This is a genomic window from Pseudomonas sp. G166 (assembly GCF_037027455.2).
Lineage (GTDB): Bacteria > Pseudomonadota > Gammaproteobacteria > Pseudomonadales > Pseudomonadaceae > Aquipseudomonas.
In genome coordinates this window covers 2037461-2057241 of the sequence record NZ_CP146985.1, presented here as the reverse complement: position 1 = coordinate 2057241, position 19781 = coordinate 2037461, and the positions used below count along the sequence as shown (strand labels likewise).

Here is a 19781-nt window from a genome sequence, read left to right as displayed (position 1 = left end):
CGCGGCCCCCGACTATCAGAGCCTATCTTGCATCCCCGTGATGCCTTCGACTCGCTGACATCAATAGAACTCCAAGGGCATACCGTGCATAAACTCTCGATCCTTCTTGTTTCGATACTCGCCACCGGCTGTACCGCCAAATATGCACAACAAGATGTATTTCCCAGCCAGGCAAAACTTGATCGACAAATGCCAGTCACTATTGCCACACCTGTCGATGGCCGTTACGAAACGACCGTCTACCCTGCGTCCGGCGACATGACAGCCGCCGCTGCTAAAACGGCCTTCTCTCATTACGCCAATCATGTGACGGTCGTGGACGCGTGCCGGGAATTGGGTTGCCTGAGGCAGAACAGCCCTTCGGGCTATTACGTCATCCCGGAAATCCTCCACTGGGAAGATCGCGCCACAGAATGGTCGGGCCTGCCTGACAAGATTGAGGTAAAGCTCGCCATTTATGGCCCGACGGGAACGCAACCACTGGGCTCTACGATCCTGTCCGGCAAAAGCAAATGGGCGACCTTCGGCGGGGATCACCCGCAGGATCTGCTGCATGAGCCGATAGCCGAGTATGTGAAAGCGCAGTACTGATCCAAGCGACCTGCGATAGGCGCTCGGTCCGTCGATGCAGGACGGACCGGATTTCCAGCACTCGACGCCCCTGCCCCAGCCAGAATCCGGACAGCAGAACGCAACGATCGATAGCGATCAGCGAAATAAAAAATGCTTGGAAATTGACAAACCTTGCGAACGAAGGCTTGGGCGTTATGGAGGCAACCCCACCAGCCACACCCCGGCACACAATGTTCCCGCTGTGGCTGCTTCCTTCCGGATCTGACCAGGTTCACGGGTAATCGTTGCGGGGGGACCGATGGGGTCACCATAACGACGCTCACCTGACGGCGAGCCGCGCCATTGTACCTATCTGACGAGAAGTTACAACCGTTCGCGCCGGATAAAAAAACTGAAGATGTTCAAGCACTTGCTGTGGAGGCAAAGCGTGCTTGCGATGGCTTCGGCACATTCGACCTGGGTGCAAGCTGACCCACCGCTTTCGCGAGCAAGCTCGCATCCACAAGGGATCTGGAGCGAACACTGGATCTGCGGACACTAGAGAACCCATGTGGGAACCGAGCTTGCTCGCGATGACGGAGGCTCATTCAACATCAATGCAAGCTGATCCACCGCCATCGCGAGCAGGCTCGCTCCCACAGGGAACCTGCAACGAGTCATAATAGATTGAATCTTTCAAACAACTACCAATGAGCAACTACGGCCTTGAATCATGGTTGACATTAAATAGCCGGTCATGACGAAGTATTACAAACTACCACTGGACAGAACGGCCCATACTCACCATTGGAAGCTTGCGCCCGAACTTGAACATTGAAATAGACAGGCCGGGAGCCGCCACTGACGCCTATCTCATGTCGGTACCAACCACGCCCGTCCGGTTTCACTTGGGTTGCAGGAACGAACTGCGCCTGCCCAGTAGCCACCGCAGTCACTTTAAACGTGTGACCCGCAATCTGATCGGGCCGAACATTATCCGAGATTTGCCAGGCCAATATAATGGTGTATTGGCTTTGACCGGCCTGGGAAAGCCGCCGAGGCGCATTGGGAATGGTTGTCGCTTTATCCACTTCATCATGTTTCATAGTATTTTCCATAATAAATATAGCCATCATCCATGGCGGCCTTAGAGTAAAGGAAAGCCTGAATACAAAACCACTATCAAAATAAATGGCATCACTTTAACGCTGCCCGATCTCTATCGAGGCAAGCAAACTTAAAGCGGGAGCAAAGTTACATCAGCACCTCATCCGCCCGACCACCCTCTTCCTGAATCACCAAATGGATGAAATGCAGCTTAGTGATGACGGCGGCGGGTACGACGAACGGATAGAAGTCCGGCTGGCCCATGCTTCGGGACAGTTCGTTGAGCATGCCGGCCAGTTCGATCCAGGCGTTGACGAATGACAGGAACGCCGTCCCCCCGGTGTGCTCGGGGTCGTACAAGGTCTCGGGCGGAAAAGGCTGGTAGTCGATATCCATTTCCCGAGCACTCATGCCAAAACCCAGCGCCGTATCCACCGCGTCCATCATGTGCAGGTAGTGGGCCCAGGTTTCCGCCCAGTCTTCCCAGGGGTGCATGGTGGCGTAGGCGCTGACGTAATGGGTCTGCCAGTCCAGCGGCGCCCCTTGCTGGTAATGCCGCTCCAGGGCGTCGGAATAACTGGCACGCTCATCGCCGAACAGTTCACGAAACGCCTCGAGCCAGTGGCTGTTGGCGATCAGCCGATCCCAGTAGTAGTGCCCCACCTCATGCCGGAAATGTCCGAGTAAGGTGCGATACGGTTCGCGCATCTGCTGGCGCACGTATTCGCGATGGGCATCGTCGGCTTCTTTGATGTCGAGGGTGACCAGTCCACTGGCGTGACCGGTGGTCGGCGGCGTGCCATCGGGATCGACCCCAATGAAGTCGAAAGCCAAGCCGATGTTTTCGTCGACGGTTTTCGGAATCACCGGCAAGCCGAGGGTGATCAGTTGCGCCACCAGCCGGCGCTTGGCGGTTTCGACCTTGCGCCAGCGCTCGGGGTTTTCCGGGATCGACAAATCGGGAATGGTGCGGTTCAGGCTGCAGGCGACGCACAAGGCATCGTGGTCATTGGCCGCAAGCAGCCAGTTGCACGCCGCCGGGGTGTCGAGGTTGGCGCAGCGGCGGAACAACCCGGCCTGCGGGTCCGCATCCAGTGTCCAGGTGTCGGCTTGCTCGCCGGGTTGCAAGGACGACAGGCGGCTCTGTTCAGGCTGATAGCCCAACGCAGCCAGGCAGGCCAGGCATTGGCTGTTGCGAAAAAACAGCGACTGACCGCAGCGGCACGACCAGATCTTGCTATTGCGTGAGCGATCGCCCATGAACGGCGCGGCGATGCGTGAGCTCAGTTGTTCAAAGAAGCGGTACATGGCGATCTCCCTGGAGCCTGAAGCACTAGATCCCCCCTGGTACATGATCGTTCCCACGCTTTGCGTCATAGCGCCGGATAGGCGCGGGAGCGCTCCCGATTAAACCGTGATGCCATGCTCGCTCAAAAAAGCCACAAACGCCTCTTCATCCAGCACCTTGAGCCCCAGCTCGTTGGCCTTGGTCAGCTTCGAGCCCGCCCCCGGCCCGGCCACCACGCAATAGGTTTTTGCCGACACGGAACCGGCGACCTTGGCCCCCAGGCTTTCCAGCTTGTCCTTGGCGACATCGCGGCTCATCAACTCCAGCGAACCGGTCAACACCCAGGTATGACCCGCCTCAGGCAGACCTTCGACGACTTTCTTCTCACTTTGCCAATGCATGCCAAAGTCCTGCAGCTGCTTCTCGGCAGCTTCGGCCTGCTGCCGGTTGGCGGCCACAGCAAAGAACTCGCGCACGGCGTTGGCCTGTTTTTCCGGCAGCGCCTGGCGCATGTCGAGCCAGTCGGCACTCATGACCGCTTCGAGTGAACCGAATTTGTCCGCCAGTTTCTGCGCCCCGCCCGGCCCGACCGACGGAATATTCAGTTTGTCCAGAAAACCGCCCAGGGTGGTGCTGGCGGAGAACTCGGCACCCAACTCGCCCTGGTCCTGGATATCCAGACCATGGCGCAGCAAATCCTTGATCACCTGACGGTTATGCGGGTCCTCGAAGAAGCTGTGAATCTCATGGGCCACTTCCAGGCCGACGTCCGGCAAATACGTCAGCACCTGAGGCAAAGCCGCCTGTACACGCTCCAGCGAACCAAGAGAACGAGCCAGGACCTTGGCGGTCTCCTCGCCCACGTCCGGGATGCCGAGAGCGTAGATGAAGCGCGCCAGGCTCGGCTTCTTGCTGTCGACGATGGCCGCCAGCAGGTTCTTGCTCGACAGTTCGGCGAAGCCTTCCAGGTCGACCACTTGCTCGAAGGTCAGGGCATACAGGTCGGCAGGCGAGCCCACCAGGCCCTCGTCCACCAACTGCTCGACGCTCTTCTCGCCCAGGCCCTCGATGTCCATGGCCCGGCGCGACACGAAATGAATGATCGCCTGCTTGAGCTGCGCGCCGCAGGCCAGGCGACCGACGCAGCGGTACACCGCACCTTCGCTGATGGTCTCGCGGCCTTTGCTGCGCTTGATCAGTTGCGTACGCTCCACATGGGAGCCGCAGACCGGACATTCTTGCGGGATCTCCACCGGCCGGGCATTGTCCGGACGGCGCTCGGTGACCACTTGCACCACTTGCGGGATCACGTCCCCGGCGCGGCGGATAATCACGGTGTCGCCGATCATCAGGCCCAGGCGCGCCACTTCGTCCATGTTGTGCAGGGTGGCGTTGGCCACGGTCACGCCAGCAACCTTGACCGGCTTGAGCCGTGCGACGGGTGTCACGGCGCCAGTGCGACCGACCTGGAACTCTACGTCCAACAGTTCGGTGAGCTCTTCGCTGGCCGGGAATTTATGAGCGATGGCCCAGCGCGGTTCCCGGGCGCGAAAACCCAGCTCGCGCTGAGAGGCGATGCTATTGACCTTGAACACCACCCCATCGATTTCATAAGCCAACGCGCTGCGCCGCTCGCCAATGTCGCGGTAGTAGTCCAGGCATTCATCGATACCGTGGGCCAATTTCAGTTCACGGCTGATGGGCAAGCCCCAAGCCTTGAGCTGCTTGAGATTGCCGATGTGGGTATCGGCGATGTCCGCGGTCACCTGGCCGATGCCGTAGCAGCAGAACTCCAAGGGACGGTTGGCGGTTATCTTCGAATCCAATTGGCGCAAACTGCCGGCCGCCGCGTTGCGCGGGTTGGCGAAGGTCTTGCCGCCTGCCTCCAACTGCGTGGCATTGAGGCGCTCGAAGCCAGCCTTGGACATGTACACCTCGCCGCGCACTTCCAACAGCGGCGGCCAGCCACTGCCCTGCAATTTGAGGGGGATGTTGCGCACGGTGCGTACGTTGACGCTGATGTCTTCGCCGGTCGTGCCGTCACCGCGAGTGGCACCCCGTACCAACATGCCGTCCTGGTACAGCAGGCTGACCGCCAGGCCATCGAGCTTCGGCTCGCAGCTGTATTCCACCGCCGCGCCACCGCCGAGCAAGTCGCCCGTGGGCAGGTCGAGGCCTTCGGTCACCCGCCGGTCGAATTCGCGCATGGTGGTTTCGTCAAAGGCGTTACCCAGGCTGAGCATCGGGATCTCGTGCCGCACCTGGCTGAACGCCGACAGCGCCACACTGCCGACCCGCTGGGTCGGGGAGTCGCTGGTCACCAGTTCCGGATACTGCTCTTCCAGGGCCTTGAGCTCATGGAACAGGCGATCGTACTCGGCGTCCGGGATGCTCGGTTCATCGAGGACGTGGTAGCGGTAGTTGTGCTGGTCCAGCTCGGTGCGCAGCTGTTGGATGCGGGTTTTGACGGCAGTCATGGATGTTCTCTCATAAAGCAAAAGAGCAGCCGAGGCTGCTCAATTTTCTCAAAACATTGGCAATGTCGAGCCTATACCGGCCGAATGCAGAGCCTGTGGCGAGGGGATAAATCCCCTCGTCACAAAAAGCCCCTGCGCCACAAAAGCGCTGCCGACTTCAGCGCTTCTGGGTCAACGCCCGGCGTTCGAATTCGACGATGCGCTGGCGGTAGTGTTCGATGGTCTGGGCGGTCAGCACGCTGCGCTGGTCATCCTTCAATTCGCCATTGAGCTCCTGGGACAGCTTGCGCGCCGCGGCCACCATCACGTCGAAGGCCTGCTTGGGATGACGCGGGCCTGGCAGGCCGAGGAAAAAGCTTACCGCTGGCGTGCTGAAATGGTCGATGTCGTCCAGGTCGAATACGCCCGGCTTGACCGCGTTGGCCATGGAAAACAATACCTCGCCATTGCCGGCCATGCTTTCGTGGCGGTGGAAAATGTCCATCTCGCCAAAACGCAGGCCGCTTTCCAGGATGTTCTGCAACAACGCTGGGCCCTTGAAGCCGGCCGGGTCGCGGCAAATCACGCTGATCACTAGCACTTCTTCGGCTTGGGCCTGGTCTTTGTCGGCACCGGAGGTCTTGTTCTCGTCCGGGAAGTCGTCGTCACGACTGCTGAAGCTCGGGCCACCATCCAGGTCCAGGTTGAGGTTCAGGTCCCCCTGGGACGGCTCGCTGTTGCGCTTGCCGCGCTTGGAACCCGACTCCCGTGGCTCGCGCGCAGGCGCGCTCATCGACGGCAAGTCATGCTCGTCCAACTGCGGCTCTTTATGGGTGTCCAACACCCGGGGCGGCCCCAGCAGCTCGGCATTGCCATCGTCGTCCGGCAGGTTCGACAGGCTGCGATCAAGGCGAAACTTGAGTTTGCCCTTGCCGCCGCGCATGCGCCGCCAGCCGTCGAAAAGAATACCGGCAATGACAATGATGCCGATGACGATCAGCCACTCGCGCAGACCGATTTCCATGTAATCCCGTGCCTCTATAAAAATGCTGAAAAATAAGGGGTTTAGCTATTTGCAAACCGCTTTAAAACGTGGCGCCAACTCTATGTTCTGAATGGCGTTTTGCCCACGCACACGAAAAATTGACATTAAACTAGCACGACCAAAGATAACTTTACACCGTCTGTCGCATAGGCTCGTGCCAATCTGTGAATTGAACAACAAGCCCAAGGGTAAAAAATACCTACAGCACTCCCAGTAGATGCCCTACAACCCGTGTGTCAGGCATCTACCATCGCCATGGCTTCCTCCACATCCACCGCCACCAGCCGTGAGCAACCCGGCTCATGCATGGTCACGCCCATCAGTTGATCGGCCATTTCCATGGCGATCTTGTTGTGGGTGATGTAGATGAATTGCACCGTTTCGGACATCTCCTTCACCAGCCGTGCGTAACGACCTACGTTAGCGTCATCCAACGGCGCATCGACTTCGTCGAGCATGCAGAATGGCGCCGGGTTCAATTTGAAGATGGCAAATACCAGGGCCAGCGCGGTCAGCGCCTTTTCGCCACCGGAGAGCAAATGGATGGTGCTGTTCTTCTTGCCAGGAGGACGCGCCATGATTGTCACCCCTGTATCGAGTAAATCTTCGCCCGTCAGTTCCAAGTAGGCGCTGCCGCCACCGAAAACTTTTGGGAAAAGTGCCTGCAAACCGCCGTTGATCTGATCAAAGGTATCCTTGAAACGGTTACGGGTTTCCTTGTCGATCTTGCGAATGACGTTTTCCAGGGTCTCCAGCGCTTCCACCAGATCGTCGTTCTGGGCATCCAGGTAGCGCTTGCGCTCGGACTGCTGCTGGTACTCATCGATGGCCGCCAGGTTGATTGCCCCCAGGCGCTGAATGCGCTGGGCAATCCGCTCCAGTTCCTCCTCGGCTTCCTTCTCGTTTGCCCCGGCCACCAGGGTGGCGAGCACGCCGTCGAGGTCGTAGCCATCTTCGAGCAATTGGTCCTGCAAGGCTTTGCGGCGCACGGTCAGTGCTTGCCACTCCATGCGTTGCTGTTCCATCTGGCCGCGGATCAGCTGGGATTGCTGCTCGGCCTGGCTACGGCGCTTCTCAGCGTCGCGCAGTTCACGGTCGGCGTCCTCCAGGGCAATTTGTGCAGTTTTGAGTTCTTCATCGACACTCATGCGCTTGTCGAGCAACTCTTCGAGCTTGAGGCGCAGCTCTTCCAGCGGCGCTTCACCCTCCTCCAGATTGAGGCTCAACTGCTCGCGTTTTTCAGTCAGGCGTTCGGACTGCATTTCCAGCCGTTCCAGCGCCTGGCGCGTCGAATCGTGTTGAGCCTTGAGCGAGCCAAGGCGCACCGCCAACTGGTGGGCATGGTCCTTGTGCTGTCGCGCTTCCTGGCGCACCCGGTCCAGGCGTTCGCGCAGGCTGTCGCGTTGGGCCAGCAGCAGCTCGCGCTGTTCGGTGTCCAGCGCCATGGCATCGAGGGCTTCCTGCAATTGCAGGCGCGCCTCGCCGATCTGTTCGTGTTCCAGCGCCCGCTGCTCACCCAGCTCGGCGATCTCTTCTTCGAGGCGGGTGCGGCGCAGGGCCAGTTGTTCGACCTTGGCCTTGCCGGCCGACAACTGCGCCTTGAGCTCGCCTTGCTGGCGCGCTTCGTCCTGCAACAGCCGACGCAAGTGTTCACGGCCATTCTCCTGTTGGCGCTGTTGCGCCCGCAGGTTCTGCAATTCGGTTTCCAGGGCTTCGACACTGGCCTCGCGCTCTTCGCGCTCGGCACTCAGGCGCTGGATTTCCTGGCCGCGGGCGAGCATGCCGCTCTCGGCTTCGCTGGCCCGGCGCACCCGCAGGAAATGCCGGCCAACCCAGTAACCGTCGCGGCTGATCAGGCTTTCACCGGCGGCCAATTGCCCGCGCAGGGCCAAGGCCTGTTCGAGGCTTTCCACCGGTTTGACCTGCCCCAACCACGGCGACAGGTCGACTTGGGCCTCGACCTTGTCCAGCAAACTGCCGGGAATTCGTACCCCGTCGCCAGCCGGGCTGAGCAAACGCAGATCGCCCTGGGTGAAACCTGACAGGTCGAAACCGGCAAAGTCATCCACCAGCACCGCTTGCAGGTCGGCGCCCAGCACAGTTTCCACCGCCAACTCCCAACCGGCATCGACCTTCAAACCTTCGGCCAGTCGTGGACGTTCGGCCAGATGCTGGTCGCGCAACCATTCGGCGGTGCCGGTGCCCGGGTCCAGCGCGGCTTGCTGCAAGGCCTCCAGCGACGCCAGGCGCCCATTGAGCCGCTGCAATTCGCCCTGGGCCTGCTGCTGGTTCTGCAAGGCCAGTTGCAAGGCCTGGCGCAGTTGTTCAAGCCGCTCGACCTGGGCGTCTTCACTGGCTTGCAAGTCTTCGAGGGTAGCTTCGCTGGTCGCCAGTTGTTCGCTCAGATCGAGGATCGCCGCGTCTTCCGGATCCGCCGCGAGCAAGGCACGCTCTTCGGCCAGGCGGCGCTGACGGTCGGCCAGGCGCTCCATGCTGGTTTCCAGCTGCTGGATGCGCGACTGCTGGACCTCGGCCTGACGCCTCGGCTCGGCCGAGGTCAGGTTGAAACTGTCCCACTGCTCTTGCCAGCCGTGCATGGTCAGCTCGGCCTCTTCCAGGGCGGCGGCAGCCTCTTCGGCGGCGGCGCTGGTGATTTCCTGCTCCGGCGTGAGCCGGTCCAGCTCTTCGCCGAGGGTCAGCAGCAAAGTGCGGTCGTGGCCCAAGTGGGATTCGGTTTCCAGGCGCGCCCGCTCGGCTTCCTTCAAATCATCCTGCAACTGCCGCAGTCGTTGCTGGCCGTGCTGGATGCTCTGCTCGACCCGAGCGATGTCGCCGCCCACCGAATAGAAGCGCCCTTGCACCAGATTGAAGCGTTCGGACAGGTCGTGGTGACCGTCACGCAGGCGCTCGATGGCAGCATCGGCGTTGCGTTGCTCGGCCACCAGGGCCTCGAAGCTGACCTCCTGGTTGCCGATGATCGCTTCGCGCTGGCCGACCTGCTCATTCAACGCCTGCCAACGCAGGGCCGAGAGCTGGGCCTTGAGCTGCCGCTCTTCGCCTTTGTATTCCTGATACTTCTTGGCAGCCTCGGCCTGACGGTGCAGACGTTCCAGCTGGCGCTCGAGTTCTTCGCGCAGGTCGGTCAGGCGCGCGAGGTTTTCGTGGGTACGACGAATACGGTTTTCAGTCTCGCGGCGGCGCTCCTTGTATTTGGAGATGCCGGCGGCCTCTTCGATGAAGTTGCGCAGGTCCTCGGGCTTGGCCTCGATCAGCTTGGAGATCATGCCCTGCTCGATGATCGAGTAGCTGCGCGGGCCCAGGCCGGTGCCGAGGAAAATATCAGTGATATCGCGACGCCGACACTTGGTACCGTTGAGGAAATAACTGTTCTGGCTGTCGCGGGTCACTTTGCGACGAATGGAGATTTCCGCATAGGCCGCGTACTCGCCTACCAGGGTGCCATCGGAGTTGTCGAACACCAGTTCGATGCTGGCTTGGCTCACCGGTTTGCGGCTGGTGGAGCCGTTGAAGATGACGTCGGTCATCGACTCGCCGCGCAGGTTCTTGGCCGAGCTCTCGCCCATCACCCAACGCACGGCATCGATGATGTTCGACTTGCCGCAACCATTGGGCCCGACCACCGCCGCCATGTTACTGGGGAAGTTCACCGTGGTCGGGTCGACGAAGGATTTGAACCCCGCCAGCTTGATGCACTTGAGCCGCACGTTCAGGCCTTCGTCAGGGCAGAGACCACCAGATCGCAACTGCGCTGGGCATAGGCCGTCAGCACGATGCGGATCTGCGGCAAATCACGGGCCAGCACGGCAACGAGCAGGCGCTGGAACAGGTCGAGGAACTCGCTCATCTCGGCCTTACGCTGTTCCAGGGCGAGGAAATAGGCACGGCTCATGGCCGGTTGCAGGTTCTCGACGGTTTCCTGCAGATACGGGTTGTTGGCAAAAGGATACGCAGCGCGCATCACGCTGAAGCTTTCATCGACGAAGGTGCGGATGTCCTGGCGCGCAAAGGCGTCCTTGAGTCGCTGCTGGATGGCCACGAACGGTGCCATGTCGGCCTGATCCTGCCAACCATGGGCCACGGCATTGCCCAGCAGGATGTACAGCTCGCTCATCAGCGCACAGAGACTGCGCACATTATGTTCGCTGAGCTCGGTGACGTGTGCACCACGGCGCGGCAGGATGGCGATCAGGTGGCGCCGCTCCAGAATCAACAGGGCCTCGCGCACCGAGCCGCGGCTGACATTGAGCGCCAGCGTGACCTTTTGCTCCTGGATGCGCTCTCCCGGTTTCATTTCGCCGCGAATGATGCGCTCGGCGAGGTAATGGGCGATTTGCTCGGCGAGGCTGTCCGGGGCCTTGAACGTCATGGTTGTCCTTCAAACTCTTCGATCTGCACAAGCGGCGCAGTGTAGCGCACTCGATACGTCATGGCGCAGGGCCTGCACCGGGTTTTGGCACGATATAAGCAATTTTTTCAGCGGTGCGGACCTTGTGCGAGCGGGCTTGCTCGCGAAGAGGCCAGTCACGCGCGAGAAATTTCCGACAGAAGCGTCGTCTTCGCGAGCAAGCCCACTCCCACGGGGATTTGCGCTTAACTGATAGAGGTAGGAGATCGCCCGAGGACCAATACCCAAACCCCATTGTTCATCGACAAAACGAATTTTCCTGACCCTTAAGTCAGAAAATCGTTGACCGAAAAGTCAGAACTGATAAATTCAGCCCAAGTCGATACAACAATAATGAGTCTGCGAGGCCTTCCGTGATCCAGTTTTTACTCAACCAGGAACTCCGTAGCGAGCACGCCCTGGACCCGAACCTGACCGTGCTCAATTATCTGCGCGAGCATGTCGGCAAACCCGGTACCAAAGAAGGCTGCGCCAGTGGTGACTGTGGTGCGTGCACCGTGGTGGTGGGCGAGTTGCACACGGACGAAACCGGCCACGAGCGCATGCGCTATCGCAGCCTTAATTCGTGCCTGACCTTCGTTTCGGCCCTGCACGGCAAACAACTGATCAGCGTCGAAGACCTCAAGCACCAAGGTCAACTGCATAGCGTCCAGCAGGCGATGGTCGATTGCCACGGTTCGCAATGCGGCTTCTGCACACCAGGCTTTGTCATGTCGTTGTTCGCCCTGCAAAAGAACAGCGAGCAAGCCGACGCCCACAAAGCCCACGAAGCCTTGGCCGGCAACCTGTGCCGCTGCACCGGCTATCGGCCGATCCTGGCCGCCGCCCAGCAGGCCTGTTGCGGCAAGCAGCCGGACCAGTTCGACGCCCGCGAGGCCGAGACCGTCGCCCGTCTCAAAGCCATCACCCCGACCCAGACTGGCGAGCTCAACAGCGGCGACAAACGCTGCCTGGTGCCGCTGACCGTGGCCGATCTGGCCGATCTCTATGACGCGTATCCTCAAGCACGGCTGTTGGCCGGCGGTACCGACCTGGCCCTGGAGGTCACACAGTTCCACCGCACCCTGCCGGTGATGATCTACGTGGGCAACGTCGCCGAACTCAAGCGCATCGAGCGCTTCGACGATCGCCTGGAGATCGGCGCCGCCATGGCGCTGTCCGATTGCTACGAGGCCTTGAAAGCCGAGTACCCGGACTTCGGCGAACTGCTGCAGCGTTTCGCCTCGCTGCAGATCCGCAACCAGGGCACCCTGGGCGGCAACATCGGCAACGCCTCGCCAATTGGCGACTCCCCGCCCCTGCTGATCGCCCTCGGTGCGCAGATCGTGTTGTGCAAGGGCCAGACCCGTCGCACCCTGGCGCTGGAAGACTATTTCATCGACTACCGGGTCACCGCCCGCCAGGAAAGCGAATTCATCGAGAAGATCATCGTCCCGCGAGCCAGCGCCGAACAGGCGTTCCGCGCCTACAAGGTGTCCAAGCGCCTGGACGACGATATTTCCGCCGTGTGTGCGGCGTTCAACCTGCGCATCGACAACGGCGTGGTCCGCGACGCCCGCGTGGCCTTCGGCGGCATGGCTGCTACGCCCAAGCGCGCCACGCATTGTGAAGCCGCCTTGATCGGCGCGCAGTGGAACGACAGCACGGTCGAGCGCGCCTGCGCGGCCCTGGCCGAGGACTTCACGCCGCTGTCGGACTTCCGCGCCAGCAAGGAATATCGCCTGCTCAGCGCCCGCAACCTGTTGCGCAAATACTTCATCGAACTGCAAACGCCGCACATCGAGACTCGGGTGACCGCTTATGTCTAACCATCACGCCGTAGAGAAGACTCAAGCCGAACTGGCCGAGCTGTTCGCCCGCGATCTGACCACTGGCGTGGGCCGCAGCGTCAAGCATGACAGCGCCGCCAAGCATGTGTCCGGTGAAGCCCAGTACATTGATGATCGCCTGGAATTCCCTAACCAACTGCACGTTTACGCCCGGCTGTCGGACCGCGCCCACGCCCGGATCCTGCGCATCGACACCGCGCCCTGCTACGCCTTCGAAGGTGTGCGCATCGCCATCACCCATGCAGACATTCCGGGCCTCAAGGACATCGGCCCGTTGCTGCCCGGCGACCCGCTGCTGGCCATCGATGACGTGCAGTTCGTCGGCCAACCGGTGCTGGCCGTCGCCGCCAAGGACCTGGAAACCGCGCGCAAGGCCGCGATGGCGGCGATTGTCGAATATGAAGACCTGGAACCGGTGCTCGACGTGGTCGAAGCCTTGCGCAAACGGCATTTCGTGCTCGACAGCCACACCCACCAACGGGGTGATTCGGCCACGGCCCTGGCCAGTGCCGAGCACCGTATCCAAGGCTCGCTGCACATTGGCGGCCAGGAACATTTTTACCTGGAAACCCAGATCTCCTCAGTGATGCCCACCGAAGACGGCGGCATGCTCGTCTACTGCTCGACCCAGAACCCCACCGAAGTGCAGAAACTGGTGGCCGAAGTGCTGGGCGTGTCGATGAACAAGGTCGTGGTGGATATGCGCCGCATGGGCGGCGGCTTCGGCGGCAAGGAAACCCAAGCCGCCAGCCCGGCGTGCCTGTGCGCAGTCATCGCCCACCTCACCGGCCAGCCGACCAAGATGCGCCTGCCCCGCGTCGAAGACATGCTGATGACCGGTAAGCGCCACCCGTTCTACATCGAATACGACGTCGGCTTCGACAGCACCGGGCGCCTGCATGGCATCGCCCTGGAACTGGCTGGCAACTGCGGTTGCTCGCCGGACCTCTCGGCCTCGATTGTCGACCGGGCGATGTTCCATGCCGACAACGCCTATTACCTGGGCGATGCGACCATCAACGGCCATCGCTGCAAGACCAACATCGCCTCGAACACCGCCTACCGGGGTTTCGGCGGGCCGCAAGGAATGGTCGCCATCGAAGAGGTGATGGATGCCATCGCCCGGTACCTGGGGCTCGATCCGCTGGCGGTGCGCAAGGCCAACTACTACGGCAAGACCGAGCGCAACGTCACCCACTACTACCAGACCGTCGAGCACAACATGCTCGAGGAAATGACCGCCGAACTTGAGCAAAGCAGCCAGTACGCCGAGCGCCGCGAAGCGATTCGCCGCTACAACGCCAACAGCCCGATCCTGAAAAAAGGCCTGGCGCTGACCCCGGTGAAGTTCGGCATTTCATTCACTGCCAGTTTCCTCAACCAGGCAGGTGCCTTGATCCACATCTACACCGACGGCAGCATCCACCTGAACCATGGCGGCACCGAAATGGGCCAGGGCTTGAACACCAAGGTCGCGCAAGTGGTGGCCGAGGTGTTCCAGGTGGAAATGGACCGGGTGCAGATCACCGCGACCAACACCGACAAGGTGCCGAACACCTCGCCCACTGCAGCCTCAAGTGGCGCCGACCTGAACGGCAAGGCCGCGCAGAATGCCGCGCAAACCATCAAGCAGCGTCTGGTGGAATTCGCCGCGCGGCACTACAAGGTCAGCGAAGAAGACGTGGAGTTTCACAACGGCCATGTGCGGGTGCGCGATCACATCTTGACGTTCGAGGCGCTGGTCCAGCAGGCATATTTCGCCCAGGTTTCGTTGTCGAGCACCGGTTTCTACAAGACTCCGAAAATCTACTACGACCGCAGCCAGGCCCGGGGTCGGCCGTTCTACTACTACGCCTTCGGCGCGGCGTGTGCCGAGGTGATCGTCGACACCCTCACCGGTGAATACAAGATGCTGCGCACCGATATCCTTCACGACGTCGGCGCCTCGTTGAACCCGGCCATCGACATCGGACAGGTCGAGGGTGGCTTCATCCAGGGCATGGGTTGGCTGACCATGGAAGAGCTGGTGTGGAATGACAAGGGCAAGCTGATGACCAGCGGCCCGGCCAGCTACAAGATCCCCGCCGTGGCCGACATGCCGCTGGATCTGCGGGTCAAACTGGTGGAAAACCGCAAGAACCCCGAAGACACGGTGTTCCACTCCAAGGCCGTGGGCGAGCCGCCGTTCATGCTCGGCATCGCTGCGTGGTGCGCCATCAAGGACGCCGTGGCGAGCCTGGGGGATTACCAGCACCAGCCGAAAATCGATGCGCCGGCGACACCGGAGCGGGTGTTGTGGGGGTGTGAGCAGATGCGACAGTTGAAGACTGTGAAGCCTGCGCAAGCCGAGGCCGAGTTGGCTCCACTTTAGACCGCGGCGCGGCCAATCGCGAGCAAGCTCGCTCCCACAGGGGATTTGTGAACACCGACCCAATGTGGGAGCGAGCTTGCTCGCGATGAGGCCGGAACAGACAACAGAGATGTCGAGGTGAATATGTACAACTGGATCAGCGCCCTCGCCGACCTGCAAGATCGCGGTGAACCCTGCGTACTGGTGACGATCATCGAAGAGCTTGGCTCCACACCGCGCAACGCCGGTTCGAAAATGGTCATCAGCGCCAGCCAGACGTTCGACACCATTGGTGGCGGGCACCTGGAATACAAGGCCATGGAGCTCGCCCGGCAAATGCTCGCCAGCGGCCAGCAAAGCACGCATCTGGAGCGCTTCAGCCTCGGCGCCAGCCTGGGCCAGTGCTGCGGCGGCGTGACCGTCTTGCTGTTCGAACCCATGGGCCAGGTCCAGGCGCAGATCGCCGTATTCGGCGCCGGCCATGTCGGTCGCGCCTTGGTGCCGCTGCTGGCGAGCCTGCCCTGCAAGGTGCGCTGGATCGACGCGCGGGAAGCCGAGTTTCCCGAACAACTGCCCCACGGTGTGCGCAAGATCGTCAGCGAAGACCCGCTGGATGAGGTCGACGAATTACCCGCCGGCAGCTACTGCATTGTCATGACCCACAACCACCAGCTCGATCTGGAACTGAGCGCCGCGATCCTCAAGCGCAACGACTTCGCCTACTTCGGCCTGATCGGCTCGAAGACCAAACGGGTCAAGTTCGAACATCGCCTGCGCGACCGCGGCTTCGACAGCAGCACATTGCAACGTATGCGTTGCCCCATGGGCATCGGCGAAGTCAAAGGCAAGTTGCCGGTGGAAATCGCCATCTCCATCGCCGGCGAAATCATCGCCACCTATAACGCTGATTTCGGCCAGCACACCGCCCGCTCCGAACCGATTGCCAAGCTGCTGCCAGCCTCGCGCCGCAGCCAGGCGAACCGTTGAACAATCGTTGAGAATTCCCATGCCCCTGACACGCAAAGCCTACCGCGCGGCCCTGCTCCACAGCCTTGCCGACCCCGCCGAAGTTGGCATCGAAGCATCCTATGAGTATTTCGAAGACGGTTTGCTGGTGGTGGAGAACGGCCAGATCAGCGCTATTGGTCACGCCTGCGATTTACTGCCGAGCCTGGCGGCGGACATCGAAATCAATCATTACCCGGATGCGCTGATCACCCCCGGCTTCATCGACACCCACATTCACCTGCCGCAGACCGGCATGGTCGGCGCCTACGGCGAGCAGTTGCTGGACTGGCTCAACACCTACACCTTCCCCTGCGAACGCCAGTTCGCCGACAAGACCCACGCCGATGCGGTGGCCGACATTTTCGTCAAGGAACTGCTGCGCAACGGCACCACTACGGCGCTGGTGTTCGGCAGCGTGCACCCGCAATCGGTGAATTCGTTTTTCGAAGTGGCCCAGAAGCTCGACCTGCGCATGATCGCCGGCAAAGTGATGATGGACCGCAACGCCCCGGACTACCTGGTCGACACCGCCGAATCCAGTTACAGCGAAAGCAAGGCGCTGATCGAGCGCTGGCACGGCAAGGGCCGCCTGCATTACGCCGTGACCCCTCGTTTCGCGCCTACCAGCACGCCGGAACAATTGACCCTGGCCGGTCAACTGCTGGGGGAATATCCAGACCTGTACATGCAGACCCACATCAGTGAAAACCTGCAGGAGGTGCAGTGGGTCAAGGAACTGTTCCCGGAGCGTAAAGGTTATCTGGACGTCTACGACCATTACCAGTTGCTTGGCGAGCGTTCGGTGTTTGCCCACGGCGTGCACCTGTGCGACGACGAATGTGCACGCCTGGCCGAGACCGGTTCGGCCATCGCGTTCTGCCCGACGTCGAACTTTTTCCTGGGCAGCGGCCTGTTCAACCTGCCGATGGCCGAAAGGCATAAGGTGAACGTGGGATTGGGCACCGATGTGGGTGGCGGCACCAGTTTTTCGCTGCTGCAAACCTTGAACGAGGCCTACAAGGTGATGCAGCTACAGGGGGCGCGGCTGAGCCCATTCAAATCGCTGTACCTGGCGACCCTCGGCGGCGCCCGGGCCTTGCGGCTGGAGGACAAGATCGGGACGTTGCAGCCGGGTACCGACGCGGACTTTCTGGTGCTGGACTACAACGCCACACCACTGCTGGGCTATCGCCTCAAGCAGGCCCGAAATATTGCCGAGAAGTTGTTTGTGTTGATGACGCTGGGGGATGACCGGACGGTGGCGCAGACTTATGCGGCTGGCCGGTTGGTGCATCAGCGCTAAAGTTTCAGCGTCTGTATTGATCGTTCCCACGCTCTGCGTGGGAACGCAGCCCGGGACGCTCCGCGTCCCAAGAGCCGAACGCAGAGCGTCCGTTGAGGCATTCCCACGCGGAGCGTGGGAATGATCGGGGTAGGGTTACAGCTTGGCCGTCGACCGTCCAGGCTTCTTGCTCTGCAACAAATGCGAAAACACCGCATGCAAATCATCCGAAGCGCTTTCTTCGTCGAGGTTGAGCTTGCTGTCGATGTGGTCCATGTGATGCATCATCAGGTCCACCGCCAGCGTGGCGTCGCGAGCCTCGATGGCGTCGATCAACTGGGTGTGTTCGTCATAGGAACAGTGGGAACGGTTGCCGCTTTCGTATTGAGCGATGATCAGCGAAGTCTGCGACACCAGGCTGCGCTGGAAGCTGATCAGCGGGGCGTTTTTCGCCGCTTCGGCCAGTTTGAGGTGGAACTCGCCCGACAAGCGGATGCCGGCGCCGCGGTCGCCGCGGGAGAAGCTGTCGCGCTCGTCGCTGACCATCTGCCGCAGTTCAGCCAGCTGTTCGGCAGTGGCATGCTGCACCGCCAGTTCGGTGATCGCCCGCTCTACCAGGCGGCGGGCCATGAACACCTGGCGCGCCTCTTCGACACTTGGGCTGGCCACCACGGCACCGCGATTGGGCCGCAGCAACACCACCCCTTCATGGGCCAGGCGTGACAGCGCCCGGCGGATGATGGTGCGGCTGACCCCGAAAATCTCCCCCAGCGCCTCTTCGCTCAACTTCGTACCGGGCGCCAGGCGTTGTTCGAGGATGGCCTCGAAGATATGCGCATAGACAATATCGTCCTGGGTTCCGCTGCGGCCGGCTTTACCTGCGCGCGGTTGTTTCTTGAGGGGCTGCAACTGTTCGTTCATGGGCACTCGAGTCGGGAGAACTGCGGCGAATTGACCGTGACTGTAATACGGCACAGCGGGGCGCTGGCAAGTATCGCGTAAAAAACACCTCGATTGTACACAACCTCTGATGGCAACACGACTGTACGGCTGTTTGCGGGCACGGCTGTATTGCAATCGGTGACTTCGTTGAGTTTAGGCTTAAACCCGCAACCTGTGGCTCCACCAAGCCAGTCAAATCTACAACAAGGACCACCGCCCACCATGACCGAAGTCACGACCACGCCACTTCGCCCACTGGCTGACACTTCTCCCTCGGCCATCGTCGCCGGGTTCATCGCGATGATGACCGGCTACACCAGTTCCCTGGTGCTGATGTTCCAGGCCGGACAGGCAGCGGGGCTGACCAGTGGCCAGATTTCCTCGTGGATCTGGGCGATTTCCATCGGCATGGCGGTGTGTTCCATCGGCCTGTCATTGCGTTATCGCACGCCGATCACCATCGCCTGGTCGACACCCGGGGCGGCGTTGCTGATCACCAGCCTGGGCGGTGTGAGTTATGGCGAGGCCATCGGCGCCTACATCACCTGTGCGCTGCTGGTGACGATCTGCGGCCTGACCGGCAGCTTCGAGCGCCTGGTCAAGCGCATTCCCGCCTCGCTGGCGGCAGCGCTGCTGGCGGGCATCCTGTTCAAGATCGGCAGTGAGATCTTCATCGCCGCCCAACATCGCACCGGCCTGGTGCTGGGGATGTTTTTCACCTACCTGATCGTCAAGCGCCTGTCGCCCCGCTACGCGGTACTGGCGGCACTGTTGATGGGCACCGCGCTGTCCGGCCTGCTGGGGCTGTTGGATTTCAGCAGTTTTGCCCTGGAAGTCGCGACACCGGTCTGGACCACGCCGCACTTTTCCCTGGCGGCCACTATCAGCATCGGCATCCCGCTGTTCGTGGTGGCAATGACCTCACAGAACATGCCCGGCATCGCCGTGCTGCGGGCCGACGGTTACACCGTGCCAGCCTCGCCGTTGATCACCAGCACCGGCATCGCTTCGTTGCTGCTGGCGCCTTTCGGTTCCCATGGCATCAACCTGGCGGCCATCAGCGCCGCCATCTGCACCGGACCGCATGCCCACGAAGATCGCAGCAAGCGCTATACGGCGGCGGTCTGGTGCGGGATTTTCTACGGGGTCGCCGGGGTGTTCGGCGCGACACTGGCGGCGTTATTCGCCGCGCTGCCCAAGGAACTGGTGCTGTCCATCGCGGCGCTGGCACTGTTCGGCTCGATCATCAATGGCTTGAGCATCGCCATGAGCGAAGCCCGGGAACGGGAGGCGGCGCTGGTCACCTTCATGGTCACGGCATCGGGGCTGACGCTGTTTTCCATCGGTTCGGCGTTCTGGGGGATTGTGGCGGGAGTGTTGACCTTGCTGATCCTGAACTGGCGTAGCGCCTGACAGCCTTCAAGAGCATCGCGAGCAAGCTCGCTCCCACAGGGGATTTGTGTCGTTCACATCACCATTGTGGGAGCGAGCTTGCT

At 61.2% G+C, this 19781-nt stretch carries 13 protein-coding genes and 1 other RNA gene; 6 read left to right on the top strand and 8 right to left on the bottom strand.

What is annotated here, in order from left to right; translation table 11 throughout:
• Window positions 1-27: 27 nt before the first annotated feature.
• Window positions 28-591, top strand: a complete 564-nt coding sequence (locus SGN16_RS09225) for a DUF4823 domain-containing protein (RefSeq protein WP_335944880.1) — start codon at window positions 28-30, stop codon at window positions 589-591.
• A gap of 186 nt (window positions 592-777) precedes the next feature.
• On the opposite strand, the gene ffs is transcribed toward SGN16_RS09225, so the two are convergent.
• The 7 genes from ffs to SGN16_RS09190 all read right to left on the bottom strand — a co-directional run bounded on the left by ffs (window position 778) and on the right by SGN16_RS09190 (window position 10835).
• An RNA gene (gene ffs, locus SGN16_RS09220) (signal recognition particle sRNA small type) lies at window positions 778-874 on the bottom strand.
• A gap of 433 nt (window positions 875-1307) precedes the next feature.
• Window positions 1308-1658, bottom strand: a complete 351-nt coding sequence (locus tag SGN16_RS09215) for a hypothetical protein (RefSeq protein WP_210643640.1) — start codon at window positions 1656-1658, stop codon at window positions 1308-1310.
• A gap of 148 nt (window positions 1659-1806) precedes the next feature.
• The gene (locus tag SGN16_RS09210; protein ID WP_335944881.1) at window positions 1807-2967 is read right to left on the bottom strand and encodes a putative zinc-binding metallopeptidase; all 1161 of its coding nucleotides are present in this window, start codon (window positions 2965-2967) and stop codon (window positions 1807-1809) included.
• Window positions 2968-3066: 99 nt separating this feature from the next.
• Window positions 3067-5424, bottom strand: coding sequence for an NAD-dependent DNA ligase LigA (gene ligA, locus SGN16_RS09205; protein ID WP_335944882.1), 2358 nt, complete (start codon window positions 5422-5424; stop codon window positions 3067-3069).
• A gap of 157 nt (window positions 5425-5581) precedes the next feature.
• A complete protein-coding gene (zipA, locus tag SGN16_RS09200; RefSeq protein ID WP_210643637.1) occupies window positions 5582-6427 on the bottom strand; it encodes a cell division protein ZipA in 846 nt (281 codons plus the stop codon).
• A gap of 257 nt (window positions 6428-6684) precedes the next feature.
• Entirely contained in the window at window positions 6685-10173 is a 3489-nt protein-coding gene (gene smc, locus SGN16_RS09195; RefSeq protein WP_210643636.1) for a chromosome segregation protein SMC, read from the bottom strand.
• Window positions 10174-10175: 2 nt separating this feature from the next.
• On the bottom strand, window positions 10176-10835 hold the full coding sequence (locus tag SGN16_RS09190; RefSeq protein WP_210643635.1) for a GntR family transcriptional regulator: 660 nt from the start codon (window positions 10833-10835) through the stop codon (window positions 10176-10178).
• Between the two features lie 392 nt (window positions 10836-11227).
• Here SGN16_RS09190 and xdhA point away from each other — a divergent pair, with 392 nt between their 5' ends.
• The 4 genes from xdhA (at window position 11228) to guaD (ending at window position 17364) form a co-directional block, all read left to right on the top strand.
• Window positions 11228-12682 carry a xanthine dehydrogenase small subunit gene (gene xdhA, locus SGN16_RS09185; protein ID WP_335944883.1) on the top strand — a complete coding sequence of 485 codons (1455 nt, stop codon included), beginning with the start codon at window positions 11228-11230 and terminating at the stop codon, window positions 12680-12682.
• Complete coding sequence (xdhB, locus tag SGN16_RS09180) at window positions 12675-15074, top strand: xanthine dehydrogenase molybdopterin binding subunit (RefSeq protein WP_335944884.1); 2400 nt, start codon at window positions 12675-12677, stop codon at window positions 15072-15074. Before xdhA ends, xdhB begins: the two co-directional genes overlap by 8 nt.
• Before the next feature lie 123 nt (window positions 15075-15197).
• The gene (gene xdhC, locus SGN16_RS09175) at window positions 15198-16040 is read left to right on the top strand and encodes a xanthine dehydrogenase accessory protein XdhC (RefSeq protein WP_335944885.1); all 843 of its coding nucleotides are present in this window, start codon (window positions 15198-15200) and stop codon (window positions 16038-16040) included.
• Between the two features lie 19 nt (window positions 16041-16059).
• Window positions 16060-17364, top strand: a complete 1305-nt coding sequence (gene guaD, locus SGN16_RS09170) for a guanine deaminase (protein WP_335944886.1) — start codon at window positions 16060-16062, stop codon at window positions 17362-17364.
• 135 nt (window positions 17365-17499) lie between these two features.
• On the opposite strand, the gene SGN16_RS09165 is transcribed toward guaD, so the two are convergent.
• On the bottom strand, window positions 17500-18264 hold the full coding sequence (locus SGN16_RS09165; RefSeq protein WP_003183531.1) for a GntR family transcriptional regulator: 765 nt from the start codon (window positions 18262-18264) through the stop codon (window positions 17500-17502).
• A gap of 243 nt (window positions 18265-18507) precedes the next feature.
• Here SGN16_RS09165 and SGN16_RS09160 point away from each other — a divergent pair, with 243 nt between their 5' ends.
• Entirely contained in the window at window positions 18508-19698 is a 1191-nt protein-coding gene (locus SGN16_RS09160; protein WP_210643630.1) for a benzoate/H(+) symporter BenE family transporter, read from the top strand.
• Window positions 19699-19781: the final 83 nt, after the last annotated feature.